Origin of the sequence: Kitasatospora sp. NPDC097691, from assembly GCF_040302665.1 — a bacterium.
Taxonomy (GTDB): domain Bacteria; phylum Actinomycetota; class Actinomycetes; order Streptomycetales; family Streptomycetaceae; genus Kitasatospora.
On sequence record NZ_JBEORY010000014.1, the window covers coordinates 74,417 to 91,439 of the forward strand.

At 72.7% G+C, this 17,023-nt stretch carries 13 protein-coding genes; 6 read left to right on the forward strand and 7 right to left on the reverse strand.

The features are described from left to right. Window positions 1–120: 120 nt before the first annotated feature. Together ABTY56_RS12940 and ABTY56_RS12945 are read left to right on the forward strand one after the other, a co-directional pair. Window positions 121–2,568: a transglycosylase domain-containing protein gene (locus ABTY56_RS12940; RefSeq protein WP_350628752.1), complete on the forward strand. Its 2,448-nt coding sequence runs from the start codon at window positions 121–123 to the stop codon at window positions 2,566–2,568. 227 nt (window positions 2,569–2,795) lie between these two features. Beyond that, the gene (locus ABTY56_RS12945) at window positions 2,796–3,857 is read left to right on the forward strand and encodes an EamA family transporter (RefSeq protein ID WP_350628754.1); all 1,062 of its coding nucleotides are present in this window, start codon (window positions 2,796–2,798) and stop codon (window positions 3,855–3,857) included. Between the two features lie 103 nt (window positions 3,858–3,960). On the opposite strand, the gene lepB is transcribed toward ABTY56_RS12945, so the two are convergent. Further along, on the reverse strand, window positions 3,961–4,782 hold the full coding sequence (gene lepB / locus ABTY56_RS12950) for a signal peptidase I (RefSeq protein ID WP_350628756.1): 822 nt from the start codon (window positions 4,780–4,782) through the stop codon (window positions 3,961–3,963). Between the two features lie 197 nt (window positions 4,783–4,979). Next, window positions 4,980–5,315 (reverse strand): chorismate mutase, encoded by a 336-nt coding sequence (locus ABTY56_RS12955; protein WP_350628758.1) that lies wholly within the window; start codon window positions 5,313–5,315, stop codon window positions 4,980–4,982. Window positions 5,316–5,599: 284 nt separating this feature from the next. Between ABTY56_RS12955 and ABTY56_RS12960 the strand changes: the two genes are divergently transcribed. Both ABTY56_RS12960 and ABTY56_RS12965 read left to right on the forward strand, forming a co-directional pair. After that, window positions 5,600–6,025, forward strand: coding sequence for an OsmC family protein (locus ABTY56_RS12960; RefSeq protein WP_350628760.1), 426 nt, complete (start codon window positions 5,600–5,602; stop codon window positions 6,023–6,025). Between the two features lie 590 nt (window positions 6,026–6,615). Next, window positions 6,616–8,583, forward strand: a complete 1,968-nt coding sequence (locus ABTY56_RS12965; protein WP_350628762.1) for a putative bifunctional diguanylate cyclase/phosphodiesterase — start codon at window positions 6,616–6,618, stop codon at window positions 8,581–8,583. A gap of 265 nt (window positions 8,584–8,848) precedes the next feature. On the opposite strand, the gene ABTY56_RS12970 is transcribed toward ABTY56_RS12965, so the two are convergent. Further along, window positions 8,849–9,940, reverse strand: coding sequence for an LLM class flavin-dependent oxidoreductase (locus tag ABTY56_RS12970; protein ID WP_350628764.1), 1,092 nt, complete (start codon window positions 9,938–9,940; stop codon window positions 8,849–8,851). Window positions 9,941–10,566: 626 nt separating this feature from the next. Here ABTY56_RS12970 and ABTY56_RS12975 point away from each other — a divergent pair. Further along, complete coding sequence (locus ABTY56_RS12975) at window positions 10,567–11,154, forward strand: DedA family protein (RefSeq protein WP_350628885.1); 588 nt, start codon at window positions 10,567–10,569, stop codon at window positions 11,152–11,154. A gap of 453 nt (window positions 11,155–11,607) precedes the next feature. Further along, entirely contained in the window at window positions 11,608–12,888 is a 1,281-nt protein-coding gene (locus ABTY56_RS12980; RefSeq protein WP_350628766.1) for a polysaccharide deacetylase family protein, read from the forward strand. Between the two features lie 180 nt (window positions 12,889–13,068). Here the strand turns inward: ABTY56_RS12980 and ABTY56_RS12985 are convergent, their stop codons facing one another. From ABTY56_RS12985 to ABTY56_RS13000, 4 genes are all read right to left on the reverse strand, one after another. Continuing rightward, the gene (locus ABTY56_RS12985) at window positions 13,069–13,974 is read right to left on the reverse strand and encodes an alpha/beta fold hydrolase (RefSeq protein ID WP_350628767.1); all 906 of its coding nucleotides are present in this window, start codon (window positions 13,972–13,974) and stop codon (window positions 13,069–13,071) included. Then, window positions 13,971–15,056, reverse strand: coding sequence for a branched-chain amino acid ABC transporter permease (locus ABTY56_RS12990; protein ID WP_350628769.1), 1,086 nt, complete (start codon window positions 15,054–15,056; stop codon window positions 13,971–13,973). Before ABTY56_RS12990 ends, ABTY56_RS12985 begins: the two co-directional genes overlap by 4 nt. 248 nt (window positions 15,057–15,304) lie before the next feature. After that, complete coding sequence (locus tag ABTY56_RS12995; RefSeq protein WP_350628771.1) at window positions 15,305–16,171, reverse strand: branched-chain amino acid ABC transporter permease; 867 nt, start codon at window positions 16,169–16,171, stop codon at window positions 15,305–15,307. Then, on the reverse strand, window positions 16,171–16,974 hold the full coding sequence (locus ABTY56_RS13000) for an ABC transporter ATP-binding protein (RefSeq protein WP_350628886.1): 804 nt from the start codon (window positions 16,972–16,974) through the stop codon (window positions 16,171–16,173). Before ABTY56_RS13000 ends, ABTY56_RS12995 begins: the two co-directional genes overlap by 1 nt. Window positions 16,975–17,023 lie beyond the last annotated feature (49 nt).

Here is a 17,023-nt window from a genome sequence, read left to right on the forward strand (position 1 = left end):
GCCATCAGGCCCGTCCTGCTCGTCCAGGCAGTAGAACCGGAATCGGGACAAAGGTCCCCACCCACCGATGTCCCTCGCCCGTGCAGGCTGCTTCGGTCCGCCCGCAGGAAAGGCCGCGCTTTGTCCCGAAACGCCCAGAGCGGCCGTCGCACGCCGTCGATCAACCTCCGGCCGGTCAAGCGGTTCAAGCGTCCCACCGGCGCGGCCGCCTTCTCCGGCGACGCCGGTGGAGTCGGCGGGTCCGGCGGCCCCGGCGGGTCCGGCAGCGGAAAGCCGCGCCGACCGAAGCGCACCGGCTGGCGCCGGCTGATACCCACCTGGCGGATGACCCTGCTCGGCTTCGCCTCGGCGCTGGTGCTCGGCGTCGGCCTGTTCGTGCTGGGGATCACGCTGGTGAAGGTCCCGGACGCGCACGCCGCCGCGACCGCGCAGAGCAACACCTGGCTCTACTCGGACGGTTCGGTGATCACCCGCACCGGCCAGACCAACCGGCAGAACGTCACCCTGGACAAGGTCTCCCCCGCCGCCCAGCACGCCGCGCTGGCCGCCGAGGACCGGAACTTCTACAACGAGGGCGCGGTCAACGTCCAGGGTCTGGTCCGGGCCGCGGTCAACACCGCCAAGGGCGAGGGCACCCAGGGCGGCTCCACCATCACCCAGCAGTACGTGAAGAACACGTACCTGAACCAGAAGCAGTCCATCACCCGCAAGGTGAAGGAACTCTTCATCGCCATCAAGGTGGACGCCACCGAGAGCAAGGACGACGTCCTCTCGGGCTACCTGAACACCTCCTACTACGGCCGCGGCGCCTACGGCATCCAGGCCGCGGCCCAGGCCTACTTCGGCGTCGACGCCTCAGCGCTCAACCCGGCGCAGGGCGCCTACCTGGCCACCCTGCTGAACGCGCCGAGCGCCTACGACGTGGCCACCGCGACCGCGGCGGGCAAGCAGAACGCCGTCAACCGCTGGAACTACGTGCTCGACGGCATGGTCAAGGAGGGCTGGCTCCCGGCCGAGGAGCGGGCCGCGACCACCTTCCCGGACGTCCGGGACCCGCAGCCCAACCCGGGCCTGTCCGGCCAGGCCGGCTACCTGGTGGACGCGGGCACCCAGTACCTGACCTCGAACAACGTCATCAGCGAGACCGAGCTGGCCAAGGGCGGCTACACGATCAAGCTGAGCATCGACCCGGGCCGCCAGCAGGCCCTGCAGGACTCCGTCCAGGCGCAGCTGCGCGACACCCTGAACCCGGACAAGCGGAAGAAGGACGCGGCCGCCCAGGCCGGCGCCGCCTCGGTGGACCCGAAGACCGGCGCGGTCGTCGCCCTGTACGGCGGCGTCGACTACGTGAAGCACTACGTCGACAACGCGACCCGACGCGACTACCAGGCCGGTTCGACCTTCAAGGCGATCGCCCTGGCGGCCGCCTTCGAGAACGACGCCAGGACCCAGGACGGCCGCACCGTCACCCCGCGCACGACCTACGACGGCACCAGCGGCCGGAAGGTCCGCGGCGGCAAGGGCACCCCGTACGCGCCGCCGAACGAGGGCGACAAGAGCTACGGCCAGATCAGCCTGCAGCAGGCCACCGACTGGTCGGTCAACTCGGCGTTCGCGCAGCTCGCGCAGGACACCGGGCTGCAGAAGGTCAAGGACACCGGCATCGCCCTGGGCCTGCCCGGCAACACCCCGGGACTCGACCCGGTGCCCTCCATCCCGCTGGGCGCGGCGACCCCGAGCGTGCTCGACATGGCCGGCGTGTACGCCACGCTGGACAACGGCGGCAAGCAGATCACCCCGTGGCTGGTGCAGTCGGTGGACCGCGAGGGCGAGGCCGTGCCGCTGCCCGCGCACAAGACCACCCAGGCGATCAGCGCGGACACCGCCAACCAGGTCACCTCGATGCTCCAGGGTGTGGTGACCGACCCGGGCGGCACCGGCTGGCGGGCGAAGGGGCTGGGCCGCCCGGTGGCGGGCAAGACCGGCACCACCGACGACCAGAAGTCGGTCTGGTTCGTCGGCTACACCCCCGAGCTGGTCACCTCCGTCGCCCTGTTCGGCCAGGACCCGGGCTCCGGCGCCCAGGTCAGCCTGAGCGGCGTCGGCGGGATCGACGGCGCGGCGGGCGGCCAGTACCCGGCGCAGATCTGGACGGCCTACATGAAGGCCGCGCTCAAGGGCCGGCCGGTCAGCGACTTCCCGACCCCGGCCGGCGACGACTTCTCGGGCGCCGACGACCTGCCGACGGCCCCGAGCACGCCGAGCAGCACCCCGTCGACGAGCGCCCCCACCGGCGGCCCGACCAGCGGCGCCACCACCCCGTCGGACTCCGGCTCGAAGTCGCCCGCGAACGGAACCGACGGGGCCACCACGGGCCCGACGGCTCCCCCGAGCGACCAGCCGACCAGCCAGCCCACCACCCGGCCGACCGGGCGACCCACCACACGGCCGACGCCGACCACGCAGCCGACCACGGACCCGACCTCGCAGCCGACCACCCAGCCCACCGGCGGGACGGACGCGCTCGTCGGCGCGGGCACGGGGACCTCGTCGGGGTCCGGGGGCTGACCTGCCAGGGGGCCGGCCCGGTGGCCGGCCCGGGTCTGGCCTTGAGGGCCGGCCCAGGGCCGGCCCAGGGCTGACCTGGGGGAAGACCGCTGATCGACCGATCGGGCCCGGCTGTCCGGGCCCGATCGGTCGACTCGGTGATTGCGCCACTGCGCACAGTTGAGTGCAGGACCAAATGCCGAAATGGCGCCTTACCGAAGTATCGGTATGACTGTCACAATGCGGCGGTGCACAGATCAACGGCCTCCCCCACCCTCCCCCCGGGCCGAACCCTCGGCCTCGGCCTCGCGCTGGTCTCCGCCTTCGCCTTCGGCGGCTCCGGTACTGCGGCCAAGCCGCTGATCGAGGCCGGCCTCTCCCCGCTGCACGTGGTGTGGCTACGGGTCACCGGCGCCGCCGTGGCGCTCCTCCCGATCGCCTACCGGCACCGGGACGCCGTCCTGCGCCGTCCCGGCCTGCTGCTCGGCTTCGGCCTGCTCGCCGTGGCGGGCGTCCAGGCCTGCTACTTCGCGGCGATCTCCCGCATCCCGGTCGGCGTCGCCCTGCTCATCGAGTACCTCGGACCGCCGCTGCTGATCGGCTACGTCAAGTTCGTGCAGCGCAAGCCGATCAGCCGCGGCTCGGCCATCGGCGCCGGCATCGCGGTGGCCGGGCTGGCCTGCGTGGTCGAGGTCTGGAACGGCCTGAGCTTCGACGCCCTCGGCGTGCTGTTCGCGCTCGGCGCCGCCTGCTGCCAGGTCGGCTACTTCGTGCTCGCCGACGCCGGCCGCCGGGGCGACCGCCCGGTCGACCCGCTGGCCGTCAGCGCGTACGGGCTCCTCGTCGGCGCCGTCCTGCTCACCGCCGTCGCCCGGCCCTGGCAGGCCGACTGGAGCCCGCTCGGCGGCGACGTGGTGATGAACGGGCACACCCTGCCCGCGTTCGTCCCGGCCGCGTGGATGGTCCTGATCGCAACCGTGCTCGCCTACCTGACCGGCGTGATCTCCGTCGGGTACCTCTCGCCGCCGGTCGCCGGGGTGGTGGCCAACCTGGAAGCCGTGGTCGCCACCGTGCTGGCCTGGGTGCTGCTCGGCGAGCACCTGGGGCTGCCGCAGATCGCGGGCGGCCTGCTGGTGCTGGCCGGGGCCTTCGCGGCTCAGGTGAGCACGTCAGGAGCCGAGGAGAAGGCGGCGGAGAAGACGTCGGTGGCACCGGACGCGGCTGCCCCCGTGGCCGCGGTGGCCAGCGTCCCGCCCGCGGAGGACCGGGCGGCTCGGACCGCTCGAACGGGGTCCACCACGGCTCCGTAGGAAGCAACGGCCACCTGCCGACTCCCGTCAGTGGAGCCGGCAGGTGGCCGGTGGCCGGTGGAGGGCCGTCGGTCGCCGGTGCGGGCGGCCGCCGAGCGTGGGGTCAGCGGCCGGTCCAGCCGAACCAGTCGAGGTGGTTGATCGGCCAGACGACGCCCGACACCGGCCCGACCACGTTGCTCACCGGCACGGCGCCGCCGCCGGGGCCGCGCTGGTGGTAGCGGGAGTCGGCCGAGTCGCTGCGGTGGTCGCCCTCGACCCAGACGTAGCCCGAGGGCACCTTCACCGGACCGAAGTCCAGGCCCGCGCAGGAGTCGTCGCCCGGGTGCAGGTACGGCTCGTCCACCTTCCGTCCGTCGACGCTCAGGGTGGTCCCCTCGCACTGGACGGTCTGGCCGCCGGTCGCGATGACCCGCTTGACCAGGTAGTTGTCGTCCTTCGGCGGCACCAGCCCGACGAAGCTGAGCGCCGAGCTCACGCCGTTGGTGAGCGGGTTCGGGTCGGTGGCCTGCGGCGGCAACCAGCCACCCGGGTCCTTGAAGACCACCGGCTGCCCCGGCTGCGGCTCCCAGCCCGTCAGCGGCGCCAGCTTGTTCACACCGACCCGGTCGCCGATCCGCAGGGTGTTCTCCATCGAGCCGGACGGGATGGAGAACACCTGGAACAGGCAGGTCTTGATCAGCAGCGCGACCGCCAGGCCGACCACGATCATCGCCGGCAGCTCGATCCACCACGGGCGGGGACGGCGGCCCGAGCGGCCCGTCTCGCCCCCGTCGCCCGGGCGGGTGCCGCGGCGCCCGCGCGAGCCACGGGCCCTGCGGCGCGCGTCGGCACGGCCGCCGGACACCCGGTGGGTGTGCGGGGCGTCCTGGGCGGCGGAATCGCTGGGGGCTCCGCTGGGCGTTTCGGGCAGGTTCACCGCCATCGTCGCTGCTCCACCTCTCCGGCCGGGGAACCTGCACGCTACGCCACCCGCGGAGCCTGGCGAAATCGGGCATTTAGCCGCCACCGACATCGCCGGGCGCCTCCGTCCCGCTCTGCGCGGGCTGCGGACGGCTTCCGGCGGCGCTGCGGGGTCCCCCCTTCCTGCGGTTCTCCCCCTCAGGAGCCGGAGCTCCCCCTTCAGGCGCGGGCGATGGCCTCGTGGTGCCGGATGACCTCGGCGATGATGAAGTTCAGGAACTTCTCAGCGAAGACCGGGTCCAGCTTCGCGCCGGCGGCCAGCTCGCGGAGCCGCTTGATCTGGTCGCGCTCGCGCGCCGGATCGGCCGGCGGCAGCTTGTGCTCGGCCTTGAGCCGGCCGACCCGCTGGGTCGCCTTGAAGCGCTCGGCCAGCATGTGGACCACTGCGGCGTCGATGTTGTCGATGCTCTCGCGCAGGCTGGTCAGCTCAGCCCGTACGGCGTCGTCGATCCCCTCGTGCAGGCCGGCGTCGGGGGTCGTGGAGTGGTCCGTCATCGGGGCGGCTCCCGGTGTCTGAGTGGGCGCCCGACCGTACGGCGGCCGGGCTCGGGCCCGGGCAAATCTAACAGGGCACCCGCTCACGCCCCGCACCGCTGAGCGGATCCGTCCACGATCCGGACAGCCGTCCGGAACCCCGGAACACCCTCTGCGACCCGCACCGTCCGGCCCGTCCCGACGCGGCGTGACACGCCGGGCCGGACGCCGGGCTCCCCGTACGCTGGTGCGTGCATGACCGGAAGTGACCGCTGAGCAGTCCCCCAGTAGTGGAGGTACCGATCGTGGCAACCACTCGCACCGCTCGTACGGCCTGGGAGGGCAACCTCCTCCAAGGAAAGGGCCAGACGACCTTCGTCTCGTCCGGGATCGGCACGTACCCGGTGTCCTGGCCGGCCCGCGCCGAGCAGCCCAACGGCATGACCAGCCCGGAGGAGCTCATCGCGGCCGCCCACTCGGCGTGCTTCTCGATGGCCCTCTCGCACGGCCTGGCCGGCGCCGGAAGCCCGCCCCGCACCCTGGACACCCAGGCCGACGTCACCTTCCAGCCGGGCGAGGGCATCACCGGCATCCATCTGACCGTCACGGGCGACGTGCCGGGCCTGGACGAGGCGGGCTTCGTCAAGGCCGCCGAGGACGCCAAGGCCAACTGCCCGGTCAGCCAGGCCCTGACCGGCACCACCATCACCCTCACGGCGAAGCTGGCCTGACGGCCCGGCGGCTTCCTCCGCCACTTCCGCCCGCCCCGGTCCCACCCCGGCGCGCAACCGGCGCCCAGGGGCGCGACTTCGGCGCACGCGCCCCTGGTGCACATCATGTGATGTGCACCAGGGGCGTCTGCACGTACCGCCACCCATGATCACAAAGCGGGCGAATCACCCTCGCGGCGGTCACCGCGCGTTGTCGTCGCGGCCTATGATCGGCCGAAGCGCCCTGTTCTTCACGCGGGTCCCCGCGCGACAGCGCCCCACGGCGGGCGCCCCGCAGCGGACCGACTCCGAGGACCGCGACAGAGTGCGGAGCCGGCCGCCGGGATCCCGACTGACCGGCCGGACCATCGTCAAGCGTCAGCAGCGGACGGGAGCATGCCGTGCCGGGCCAGAACGAGGGGGCCGACGCACACCACCCGGGCGTGCGGCACGAGGAATCACCACACCACCGCCACCTCGCCGCGCCGTTCCTCGACCCGGCTTCCGCGCCGGTCCCCGGCACCGCGGCCGGAGCCGTCGCCGGAGCCGCAACCGGGCCCGCAGCGGGGGCTGCAGTGGGGGCTGCAGTGGGAACGGCCGTGGGGCCGACGATGGGACCCGCCGCCGGATCCGCCGCCAGGCCGTCCACCGGACCCGCCTCCGCTCCCGGTGCCTGCCGGACGCTGGAGGAACCCGAGGTGCTGCTCTGCCCCACCTGCTCGACCCCGCTCACCGACGGCACGCACCGGGCCGCCGCCGACGGGACCGGACGGGCGGACGGCGGCACCGACCGGCTGCTGGCCGCGCTGCGGGCCAGCGAGTCCCGCTTCCGGGCCGCCTTCTGCGACGCGGTCATCGGGATGGCCCTGATCGACCCCGAGGACCGGATCATCGAGGTCAACCCCGCCTTCGCCACACTGATCGGACGGGGCGTCGGCGAGCTGGTCCGCACCCACCTGCACGAGATCATCGACCCGGAGGGCATGCCGGCCAGGCTGTTCTCCGAACTCGTCCACGGGGAGCGGGAACGGTTCCGCGTGGAGAAACAGCTCAAGCACCGCGAGGGCCACGAGGTCTGGAGCAAGGTCACCGTCTCGCTGATCCGGGACGGCGCCGGGGAGCCCCTCTACACCCTCGCGCTGGTGGAGGACATCTCCGAGCAGCGCCGGCTCGGCGACCGACTGGAGTACCAGGCGCTGCACGACCCGTTGACCCGGCTGCCCAACCGGGCCTACTTCTTCGAACGGCTCGACGCCGCCTGCCTCACGACGGCCGGGGAGCCCGCTCCGGGCGCGACCGCCGACGAAGGCCGTCGGGTCGGCGTCTGCTACCTGGACCTCGACGGCTTCGCGGCGATCAACGAAGCCCTCGGCCACCACATCGGCGACCAGCTGCTGATCGCCGTCGCCACCAGGCTGCGGCGCGGGTTCGACGGGTACGACACCCATCTGGTGGCCCGGATGGGCGGTGACGAGTTCGCCGTCCTGGTCACCGACAGTCTGGGCAGCGAGCAGCTGACCGAGCTGGCCGGCCGGATCCTGGAAGTGCTGGAACGTCCCTTCGACGTCGCCGGGCACCGGCTGGTGATCACCGCCAGCGTGGGCGTGGTCGAACGGTCCGTGCACGAGACCACCCCGACCGACCTGGTCAAGGACGCCGACGCCACCCTCTACTGGTCCAAGGCCGACGGCCGCGCCCGCTGGACCCTCTACGACCCGGACCGCGGCGCCCACCAGCTCACCCGCCAGCTGCTCGCCACCGCGCTGCGACCGGCCCTGGAACGCGGCGAGTTCACCATCGAGTACCAGCCGCTGGTCGGCCTGGCCGACGGCGCGGTGCACGGCGCCGAGGCCCTGGTCCGCTGGCGCCACCCCCGCTACGGGACACTCTCCCCGGACCGGTTCATCCCGCTCGCCGAGGAGTCCGGCGCGATCGTTCCGCTCGGGAAGTGGGTACTGGAGGAGTCCTGCCGCCAGGCCCGCCAGTGGCTCAGCGAGTTCCCGGACACCGAGACCTTCGTGAGCGTCAACCTGGCCGCCCGCCAGATCTGGGACTCCGACGTCGTCGCCGACGTCGCCCGCGCCCTCGAACACACCGGCCTGCCCGCCCGGCTGCTCCAGCTGGAGATCACCGAGAGCGCCCTGCTCGGCCCCGGCGGACGCCCGCTGCAGGCCCTGCAGGCCCTCGCGGACATGGGTGTGCGGATCGCGATCGACGACTTCGGCACGGGCTACTCCAACCTGGCCTACCTCTCCAGGCTGCCCGTGCATGTGCTGAAGCTGGACGGCACCTTCATCGAGGGCTTCCGCGATCCGGCCCCCGCCGACCGCCCCGGCCTCGCCGAGCTCGGCACCCGCCGCAGCGACGCCGACGAGCAGATCGTCGGCGCGATGGTGCAACTGGCCCACACCCTCGGCCTGACCGTCACCGCCGAGGGCATCGAGAGCGCAGCCCAGGCCGAGCGGCTGCGGCTCACCGGCTGCGACACCGCCCAGGGCTGGTACTTCGCCCGACCGGGGGAGGCCGCGCTGGTCGCGGCCATACTCCGCGACGGCCGCCCCGCCCTGGACGGGCGGTAACGGCAGCCGGAGGCGGAGCGCGGGAAGGCGGGCCTCGGGGAGGCATGGTGGACCGAGGCCGGGACGCCGGGGGCCGGTGTCCGCTGCCCGAGGGGGCCCGGCCGTGCGCCGCCGGAAGCAGGGCCCGGTGGTCAGGCCGTGCCCTGCGAGCGGGCCTGACCACCGCGGCAGGCCTCGGCGGTCAAGCCTCGGTGGTCAAGCCTCGGTGGTCAGGCCTCGGTGGTCAGGCCTCGGTGGTCAGGCCTCTACCGAAAGGCCTCGGTGGTCAGGCCTCGGAGGTCAGGCCGTACGCCTCGGCGATCAGGCCGTACGAGCGGAGGCGGGCCTCATGGCCGTGGATGTGCGAGGTGACCATCAGCTCGTCCACCCCCGTCCGCTTGCGCAGGGCCTCCAGTCCGTCGGCGACCCGACCCGGGTCGCCGAGCACGACGTTGTCGAGCCAGCTGTCGATGAAGTCCGCCTCGACCGGGCTGTACGGGTACTGCTCGGCCTCCTCCGGGGTGGGGATCGGGCCGGGGTTGCCGCGCCGCAGCCGGAGCATGCCGAGCGCGGCGGAGCGGGCCAGGCGACGGGCCGAGGGCTCGTCGTCGGCGGCGACCGCGCTCACGCCGATCAGGGCGTACGGCTCGGTGAGCACGGCGGACGGACGGAAGGACGACCGGTAGAGGTCCAGGGCCGGGAGCGTGTTGGCGCTGCTGAAGTGGTGGGCGAAGGCGAACGGGAGGCCGAGGCGGCCCGCGAGCTGGGCGCTGAAGCCGGAGGACCCGAGCAGCCAGACCGGCGGGCGCCCCTCCCCCCGGGGGACGGCGGTGAGCTGGGCGTACGGGTGCCCGGCGGGGAAGTCGCCGTCGAGGAAGTGGGTCAGCTCGGCGAGCTGCTGGGGGAAGGCGTCCGCGCCGTCGGCGTGGCCGCGGCGCAGCGCGCGGGCGGTGGCCGGATCGGTGCCGGGGGCGCGACCGAGCCCGAGGTCGATCCGGCCGGGGTGCAGGGCCTCCAGCAGGCCGAACTGCTCGGCGATGGCCAGCGGGGCGTGGTTGGGGAGCATCACGCCGCCCGAACCGAGCCGGAGCGTCGTGGTGTTGGCGCCGAGGTGGGCGAGCAGGACGGCCGGGGTCGAGCTGGCGACGCCGGGCATGCCGTGGTGCTCGGCCACCCAGAAGCGGTGGTAGCCCCACTGCTCGGCCTTGCGGGCCAGCGCCGTGGTGGCCGCCAGGGCCTCGGCGGGCGTGTAGCCGGCGCCGACGGTCGCCAGGTCGAGGATCGAGAGCGGAGCGGGCGCCGTGCCGCGGGCGGTGCCCTGGATCGCCGCGCCGGCCACCGGCTCGGTCCCGTGCTCCTGCTGGTCCTCGGTGGTCATGCCGTCCGCCCTCCTGGCTGTCCTTGAGCCGGCCTCCGTGTGGCGACGCGCCGGTCCCGGACGGCCCGGCGGTCGCTGCTGCCGACCGGCGTCAACCACGACCGACGGCTCACTGTTCCCGTGGGCCGGGTACCGTTCGCCCCCGGTCCGAGCGCGTTTCGGCCATTCCTCCGGGGGCCATCGACCAGCCGCTCGGCTGACGGAGAGCCAGCGGACGGACACGGCTGGCGACTTCACGCCAGCGCCGGAAGTCGCCAGGGCCAGGGCTCGCGACCGGGGCCGACATCCGGCAGGCTGGTGATCAGGAGCGGATCGCTGAGCGGGATCCGCACTCCACCAGCAAGATCGTCGGGCTGGACCAGCTCCGGACGATCACTGCGAGCCCTCGGCGCGGCACCCCGCCCCGGGGGCTCGTTCGGTTCGTGGCGGCATTCCCCGACGGAGGCGCCCCCTCCTCCACGACTCCGCACGTGCGGCCCGACACCTTGCGGAGCGGCCGGAACCGGTGGTCGTGATCTGTGGCATACCGGGGTGCTTCATGCCATGAAAAGTCGAGGCGCTAGCGTTGACCCCTACAGCCACCTGCTCGCTCGGGCGGCGTGGAGGGAGTAAGGGCCTTGAACTTCGTGGCGGCGATCGGATCCTCGTGGATCTGCGCCCTGGCTCTGTTCGCCGTGCTCGGCGACGCCCTCCTCCCCTTCATCCCCAGCGGGACGCTGGTCATCCTGGCCGTGCTCAAGACGGCACAGATCAACGGGGCCCCGCTGCTGCTCGGCCTGGGCGTGGCGGTGGCCTCCTTCCTGGGCGATCTGCTGCTGCTCCACCTGGCACGGCGGGGTGCCCCGATGCTGCACCGCCGGCTCGCCCGGCGCCCCAAACTGGCGGCCAGCGTGGTCCGGGTCCAGGAGGCCCTGATCGAACGCCCGCACGGCGCGGCCGCCGCGATGGTGGTGATCGCGCGGTTCGTCCCGGCCGGGCGGACCGTCCTCGATGTGGCCATCGGCCACTCCCCCGCCCATCCGCACCGTTTCCTGCACTGGTCGGCGCTGGCCGCGCTGATCTGGGCCGCCTACATCGTCACGTTGGGCTGGCTGAACAGCCACTGGTTCAACACCGCCTGGCTGAGCCTCGTGGTCTCCTGCGCGGCGGCCACCGCCATCAGCACCGCGATCGCGCGGATCGTGCGCCGCAACCGACGGCTCGCCGCGCTCTGATCGGCCCCCGGGACGGCCGACTCTCGCCGCCCCGGCGACCTTCGGCCTGCCTTGGGGCCTGCCCGGGTTGAGGCCCTGCCCGGGTTGAGGCCCTGCCTGCCTTGGCGCCCTACCTGTCCTGGGGTCGCGCCGCCCATCAAGGGGCAAAAATTTTCCCAAAAGGGCGATCAAACGGGCCGAACGCTGACGAACCGCCACCAATCCAGGACGGACCGGCGGTACCGTACTGCGCGGGCCGCGAGAAGTGCGAAGCGTCACAGGACGGCAACAGATACCGAATCCCTGCAGCCCAGCCGGATGCACCCGACGTGTTGAGAGTCATCGGAGCCCGGCGGCCTTGGAAGCCGCCGCGGCGACATGACATGCTAGCGCCGGAATAATCATCAATTGCCCGATTTGACCGGTGCGGCTGCGGACCGTCCTCACCACCGGTATCGGCACCCAGGGGAGACCATGACCAGCATCTCGCGCAGGACGGTGCTCAGTGCAACCGCTGCGACCGCGGCCCTCGGCGCGGTCTCGGCCTGCTCCAGCGGCGGATCCGGGTCGGGTCAAGGCTCCACCTCTCCCGGCTCTGGCGGCGCGAGTGCCACCCAGGGCGGTGGCACCGGCGGTCAGGCCCAGCCGGTGGTGCCCAAGGGCACCCCGATCGGCGACGGCTCCAATGCCGACACCGGCCCGCAGCCCAACCAGCCCAAGCCCGAGAAGCTCAAGCCGGGCGAGCGACCGCCGCAGTTCGTGGTCTTCTCCTGGGACGGTGCCGGCGGCACCGAGGACGGGCAGTTCCCCCGCTTCCTGAAGCTGGCGGAGCAGTACAAGGCCACGATGACCTTCTTCCTCTCCGGGATCTACGCCCTGCCCAAGGGCAAGGCCGACCTGTACCACCCGCCGAAGCACTCGGTCGGCGCCTCGGACATCCCGTACCTGTCGGACGGCGCGGTGAAGAGCACGCTCAAGCTCATCAGCCAGGCCTGGCTGGCCGGACACGAGATAGGCACCCACTTCAACGGGCACTTCTGCTCCAGCCGCCCGGACAAGAACGGGGTCAACATGTGGACCCCGGAGGACTGGCAGAGCGAGATCGACCAGGCCATCGGTTTCGTCACCCAGTGGCGGACCAACACCGGCTTCACGGACGTCGATCCGCTCCCCTTCGACTACAAGAAGGAGCTCATCGGCGGCCGCACTCCGTGCCTGGAGGGGCAGAAAGCGCTGCTGCCGACCATCGCCAAGCTCGGCTGGAAGTACGACGCCAGCTCATCGGGCGGCCTCCAGATATGGCCGCAGAAGGTGCAGGACGGCAAGGTCTGGGACTTCCCGCTGCAGTCCATACCGTTCCCCGGGCACACCTTCCAGGTCCTGTCGATGGACTACAACATCCTCGCCAACCAGTCCAAGGGCAGCACCAAGGGCGACCCGGCCAGCTACAACGACTGGCGCACCCAGGCCGCCGGCTCCTACCTGGCGGGCTTCGAGCGCGCCTACAACAGCAACCGCGCACCGTTCTTCATCGGCAACCACTTCGAGCAGTGGAACGGCGGCATCTACATGGACGCCGTCGAGCAGGCGCTCAAGGAGATCGCGGGCAAGCCGGACGTCCGGCTGGTCTCCTTCAAGCAGCTGGTCGAGTGGCTGGAGGTGCAGGACCAGTCCACCCTGCGCAAGCTGCGCTCGCTCAACGTCGGCCAGGCGCCGGCGGGCGGCTGGGAGGGCTTCCTCGGCACCGCCGGCTGACGCGCCGGCGGGGTACGGCCGGGAGCAGGAGCGCCGGGAGCGGGACGGCGGGCAGCAGGACCGCCGGGGTCAGGACCGCCATAGACAGGACCGACGGGAAGAGAGTCCGTCGGGGGCGTTGCGGCCGACGGGTGTTCGGACCCGCCGGCCGCTGCTGTCCCGGGTCGGGCCGGGCGGGGGCTACCCCGCGGCGGGGGTGTTCGCGAGCAGGCTGCGGACGATGCGGTCGGCCCCATCCTCGCCCCAGAGGATCGAGTAGTGGTTGGTGTCCGGCACCGGCGAGGCCGGAACGCGGTCCGGGTCCAGCCCGGCCAGCCCGATCCGCTGGTGGTCGTAGAGGCCCTGCGGCTCGTCGAGCAGGCCGCGTTCCGCCCAGAGCAGTTCGGCCGGGCAGGGCAGCCGGTGCACGGCGGCGGCCGCCTCCCGGTCCAGGAGCACCTGGGTGCCGTCGGTCTGCACGGCCTCCAGCACGCAGGAGGAGCGCAGTTCGGGCACCGTGCCGACGAGGTCGCGCTGGGTGTAGGCGTCGATCCCCTCGGACCATGCACCATCGAAGGCCGGGTGTCGGCGCCAGAACTCCCGGTAGGCCTCGTGGTCCGGGAAGGTCATGGACAACCGGGCCAGTGCGGGCCCGAGCACCGCGGCCAGGGCGTCCTCCTCGCGGACGCCCTCCGGCAGCGGGAAGGTCACCGCACCGTCCACCAGCAGGACCCGGCGGACGAGTCCGGGGTGCCGCACAGCGGCCAGGGCGGCGACCCAGGCCCCCATCGAGTGGCCGACGACCACGGCGGGCCCCGCGTCGAGGGCGGTGATCAGCGCGGCCACGTCGTCGGCGTGCCGGGCCAGCCCGTACGGTCCGGCGACCGAGCGGCTGGCGCCGCGGCCCCGCAGGTCGGGCGCGAGCAGGGTGACCCGCCCGGCAAGCCGGCGGGCGACCTCGTACCAAGCGAGGCCGTTGGCGGTGATCCCGTGCACCGCCACGACCGTCGGCGCCCCGGACTCCTCGGCGGGCCAGCGCAGGACGGTCAGGTCCCCGCCGGGCACGGGAACGGTCAACTCCTCGGGTTTCAGCGGTGACTGGCTCACGCGGGGGTACCTCCGGTGGGGCGGTCGGTCCGGACGCCGGCCGGCGTCCGGGCCGACCGGGCGGATCGGGCGGCGCGGATACGGGCGGGCAGTCTAGCCAGGCCACCGGGCAGCAGGTAGACCACGGCGACGAACAACGCGCCCAGCAGGAACAGGGGTTGGGAGAGCGGCACGCGCAGCGCCGCGGGCAGGTCCGCAACGGCTGTGGAGTTGGCGAGGTCGCCGAGCCGGTGGCTCGCCCAGGTGTACAGGACACCGCCGAGCAGTGGACCCCAGCGGGTTCCGGACCCGCCGAGGACGACCATGACCAGGAGGGCGAGCGTGGCGTCCGAGGAGGCGGCCTGCGGGGTGGCGCCGCCGGTCAGCAGCAGATAGACCACCCCGCCCAGCCCGGCGAGCGCGCCGGCCAGCACGAAGGCGACCAACTTGTACCCGTAGGGCCGCAGTCCGAGCACCTCGACCCGGCGCTCGTTCTCCTTGATGCCCTCCCAGACCCGACCGATCGGCGAGTTGACGACCCAGTGCACCGCGGCGACCGTCAGCACCAGGTAGCCGACGGCGATCCAGTAGAGGTTGGCGGTGTTCTCGATCCCCAGCAGGCCGGAGGGCAGCAGATCGGCCGGGGCGGAGCGACCCTCCTCGCCGCCCGTGACGCCACCGGGGTTCCGCTGGACGAGGATGGAGCCGGCCTGGGCGAAGGCGAGGGTGACCATGGAGAAGCCGATGCCGGTGACGCGCAGGCTCACCGAGCCGAGCAGCAGGGCCAGCAGTACGGTGCAGGCGACGCCGAACACCGCGGCGGCGGCGAAGGGCAGTTGCAGCTCCAGCATGCCGAGGTCGGTGGCGTAGAGGCCGGTCGCGAAGTAGAGCGCGTGGCCGAAGGAGAGGAGTCCGGTACGGCCGAGCAGGAGGTCGTAGCCGGTGGCGAGAGCCCCGTAGAGCAGGCACAGGGCGAGGAGTTGGAGGCTTCCGGGGCTGCCGAGCGGCCCGTCGAGCAGTCCCGGGAGGGGAAGCGCACTGTATGGGGCGACAAGGAGCGTGATCAGCAGGGCGATCGGCCACCAGCGTAGCGCTCTGTGCACCACTGTCCAGCGATTAGTGACTGAATCACCTGTTCGAGGGATGGCGCCGGGCTCGCGAGTGTGTTCACAATGGTTCTCGGCAAGGCTGGTGTCAGTCCCCCTTGCCACAGTGGCGGTGTCGGCGGAGCTGGTGTCAGTCCCCTCTGTCGGCACGGCGGTCACGGCAGGGCTGGTGTCAGTCCCCCCTGTCGCGGCGGCGCTGCGGTGGGCCGCGGGGCCTCCGGTGCTCGTGATCGGGGTTTCGGCGGTCACGCGAGCCTCCCGGTGAGTCCACGGGGTCGGACCAGAAGCAGCACGGCGAGCAGGACGACGACCGAGAGGTCGCCGAGCCCGGCGCCGGTGTAGTAGTTGGCGAACTGCTGGACGAGGCCGACGCCCACCGAGGCGGCGGCGGCCCCGGTCACGGATCCCATGCCGCCCATGACCACGACGACGAAGGCGAAGATGAGCAGGCCGGTCCCCTGGCCGGGATTGACCGAACCGAAGTAGAGGCCGCCGAGGGCGCCGCCGAGCGCGGCGGCCGCCCCGCCGATGGCGAAGACGAGGGTGAACGCCTTCCGGACGTCGATGCCGAGCGCCGTGACCATCGCCCGGTCCTCGACGCCGGCCCGGACGACCAGCCCGTAGCGGGTGCGGGCGAGGAACAACCGAAGAGTGAGCAACAGCAGCGCGGCGGCAGCCACCAGCACGAAGCGGTTGACCGGGACGGTCGCACCGAGCACGTGCCAGGTGCCGGACAGCAGGGCCGGCTGGGGGAAGGGGCGGGCGTCCGCGCCCCAGATCCCCATGAGCAGGGCGGGCACGGCGAGCCCGACCCCGACGGTGGCGAGGATCTGATCGCGCGGGCGGCTGTAGAGCGGCCGGATCAGGAAGAGCTCCAGCAGGACAGCGGCGGCCGTCCCGACCAGGGTGCCGAAGGGCACCGCGAGCCAGAAGGAGAGACCGGCCTCGGCGCCCGCCCACCAGGTGGCGTACGCGCCGATGGAGAGCAGGGCGCCGTGCGCGAAGTTGAGCACGTCCATCAGACCGAAGATCAGCGACAGACCGGAGGCGACCAGGAAGTACAGCGCACCGAGACCGAGCCCGGTACAGGAGAGGAGGACGACGGTGTCCATCAGGGCTTCACCTCCGTGGTGACGGCAGGAGTGGCCGGGGAGGCGGCGGGCCGGGGCCCGCCGGCGAGCGGGTGACGGGAGCCGACGCCGAGCAGGCGGCGGGCGGCTTCCTCGTCGGCCAACAGCTCGGCGGTGTCCCCGCGGTGGGCGGTACGACCGTCCGCCAGGACGGCGCAGCTGCCGGCCAGCCGGCGGACGAGGGCGAGGTTCTGCTCGACGAGGAGGACGGGCACGGCCTCGGCCGCACGCGCCAGCACCTCGGCCACCTCGGCGACGATCTTCGGCGCCAGGCCCTTGGTGGGCTCGTCGGCGATGATCAACCGGTTGCGGTTGAGCAGCGTCCGGCCGATCGCCACCATCTGCTGCTGGCCACCGGAGAGCGTCCCGGCCAACTGTCCGGCGCGGTGCTTCAGTTCGGGGAAGAGCTCGTGGACGAGCGTGTAGTTCGGCTCGGCGGCGCTCTCCCCGCCCCGGGCGCCGCGCTCGGCGAGGCGGAGGTTCTCGGCGACCGTCAGTCCGACGAAGATCCCCCGGTCCTCGGGCGCGTAACCGATGCCATGGCGAACGACCAGATGCGTGGGAAGGGAGGAGAGTTCGGCACCGTCGAGCCGGATGCTGCCCGTACGCGGTACCAAGCCCATGACGGCCTTGACGGTGGTGGTCTTGCCGGCGCCGTTGCGGCCGAGGAGCGCGGTGACCCCGGCGGGAGCCACGTCGAGGTCGACACCGTGCAGGATGTGCAGCCCGTCGATGACCACCCGCAGATCACGGACGGAGAGGAGGGGTTCGGCCGCCGACGGCAACGAGGAGGACGGCCGAGGAGTACTGGACGACTGCGGCGAGGAGAGCGGA

What these genes read in the sequence shown, in the direction of transcription:
- lepB (WP_350628756.1), bottom strand. Translation starts at nt 4,782, where the DNA reads ATGGCGGTGAACCTGCCCGAAACGCCCAGCGGAGCCCCCAGCGATTCC.
- ABTY56_RS12955 (WP_350628758.1), bottom strand. Translation starts at nt 5,315, where the DNA reads ATGACGGACCACTCCACGACCCCCGACGCCGGCCTGCACGAGGGGATC.
- ABTY56_RS12965 (WP_350628762.1), top strand. Translation starts at nt 6,616, where the DNA reads ATGGGACCCGCCGCCGGATCCGCCGCCAGGCCGTCCACCGGACCCGCC.
- ABTY56_RS12970 (WP_350628764.1), bottom strand. Translation starts at nt 9,940, where the DNA reads ATGACCACCGAGGACCAGCAGGAGCACGGGACCGAGCCGGTGGCCGGC.
- ABTY56_RS12980 (WP_350628766.1), top strand. Translation starts at nt 11,608, where the DNA reads ATGACCAGCATCTCGCGCAGGACGGTGCTCAGTGCAACCGCTGCGACC.
- ABTY56_RS12995 (WP_350628771.1), bottom strand. Translation starts at nt 16,171, where the DNA reads ATGGACACCGTCGTCCTCCTCTCCTGTACCGGGCTCGGTCTCGGTGCG.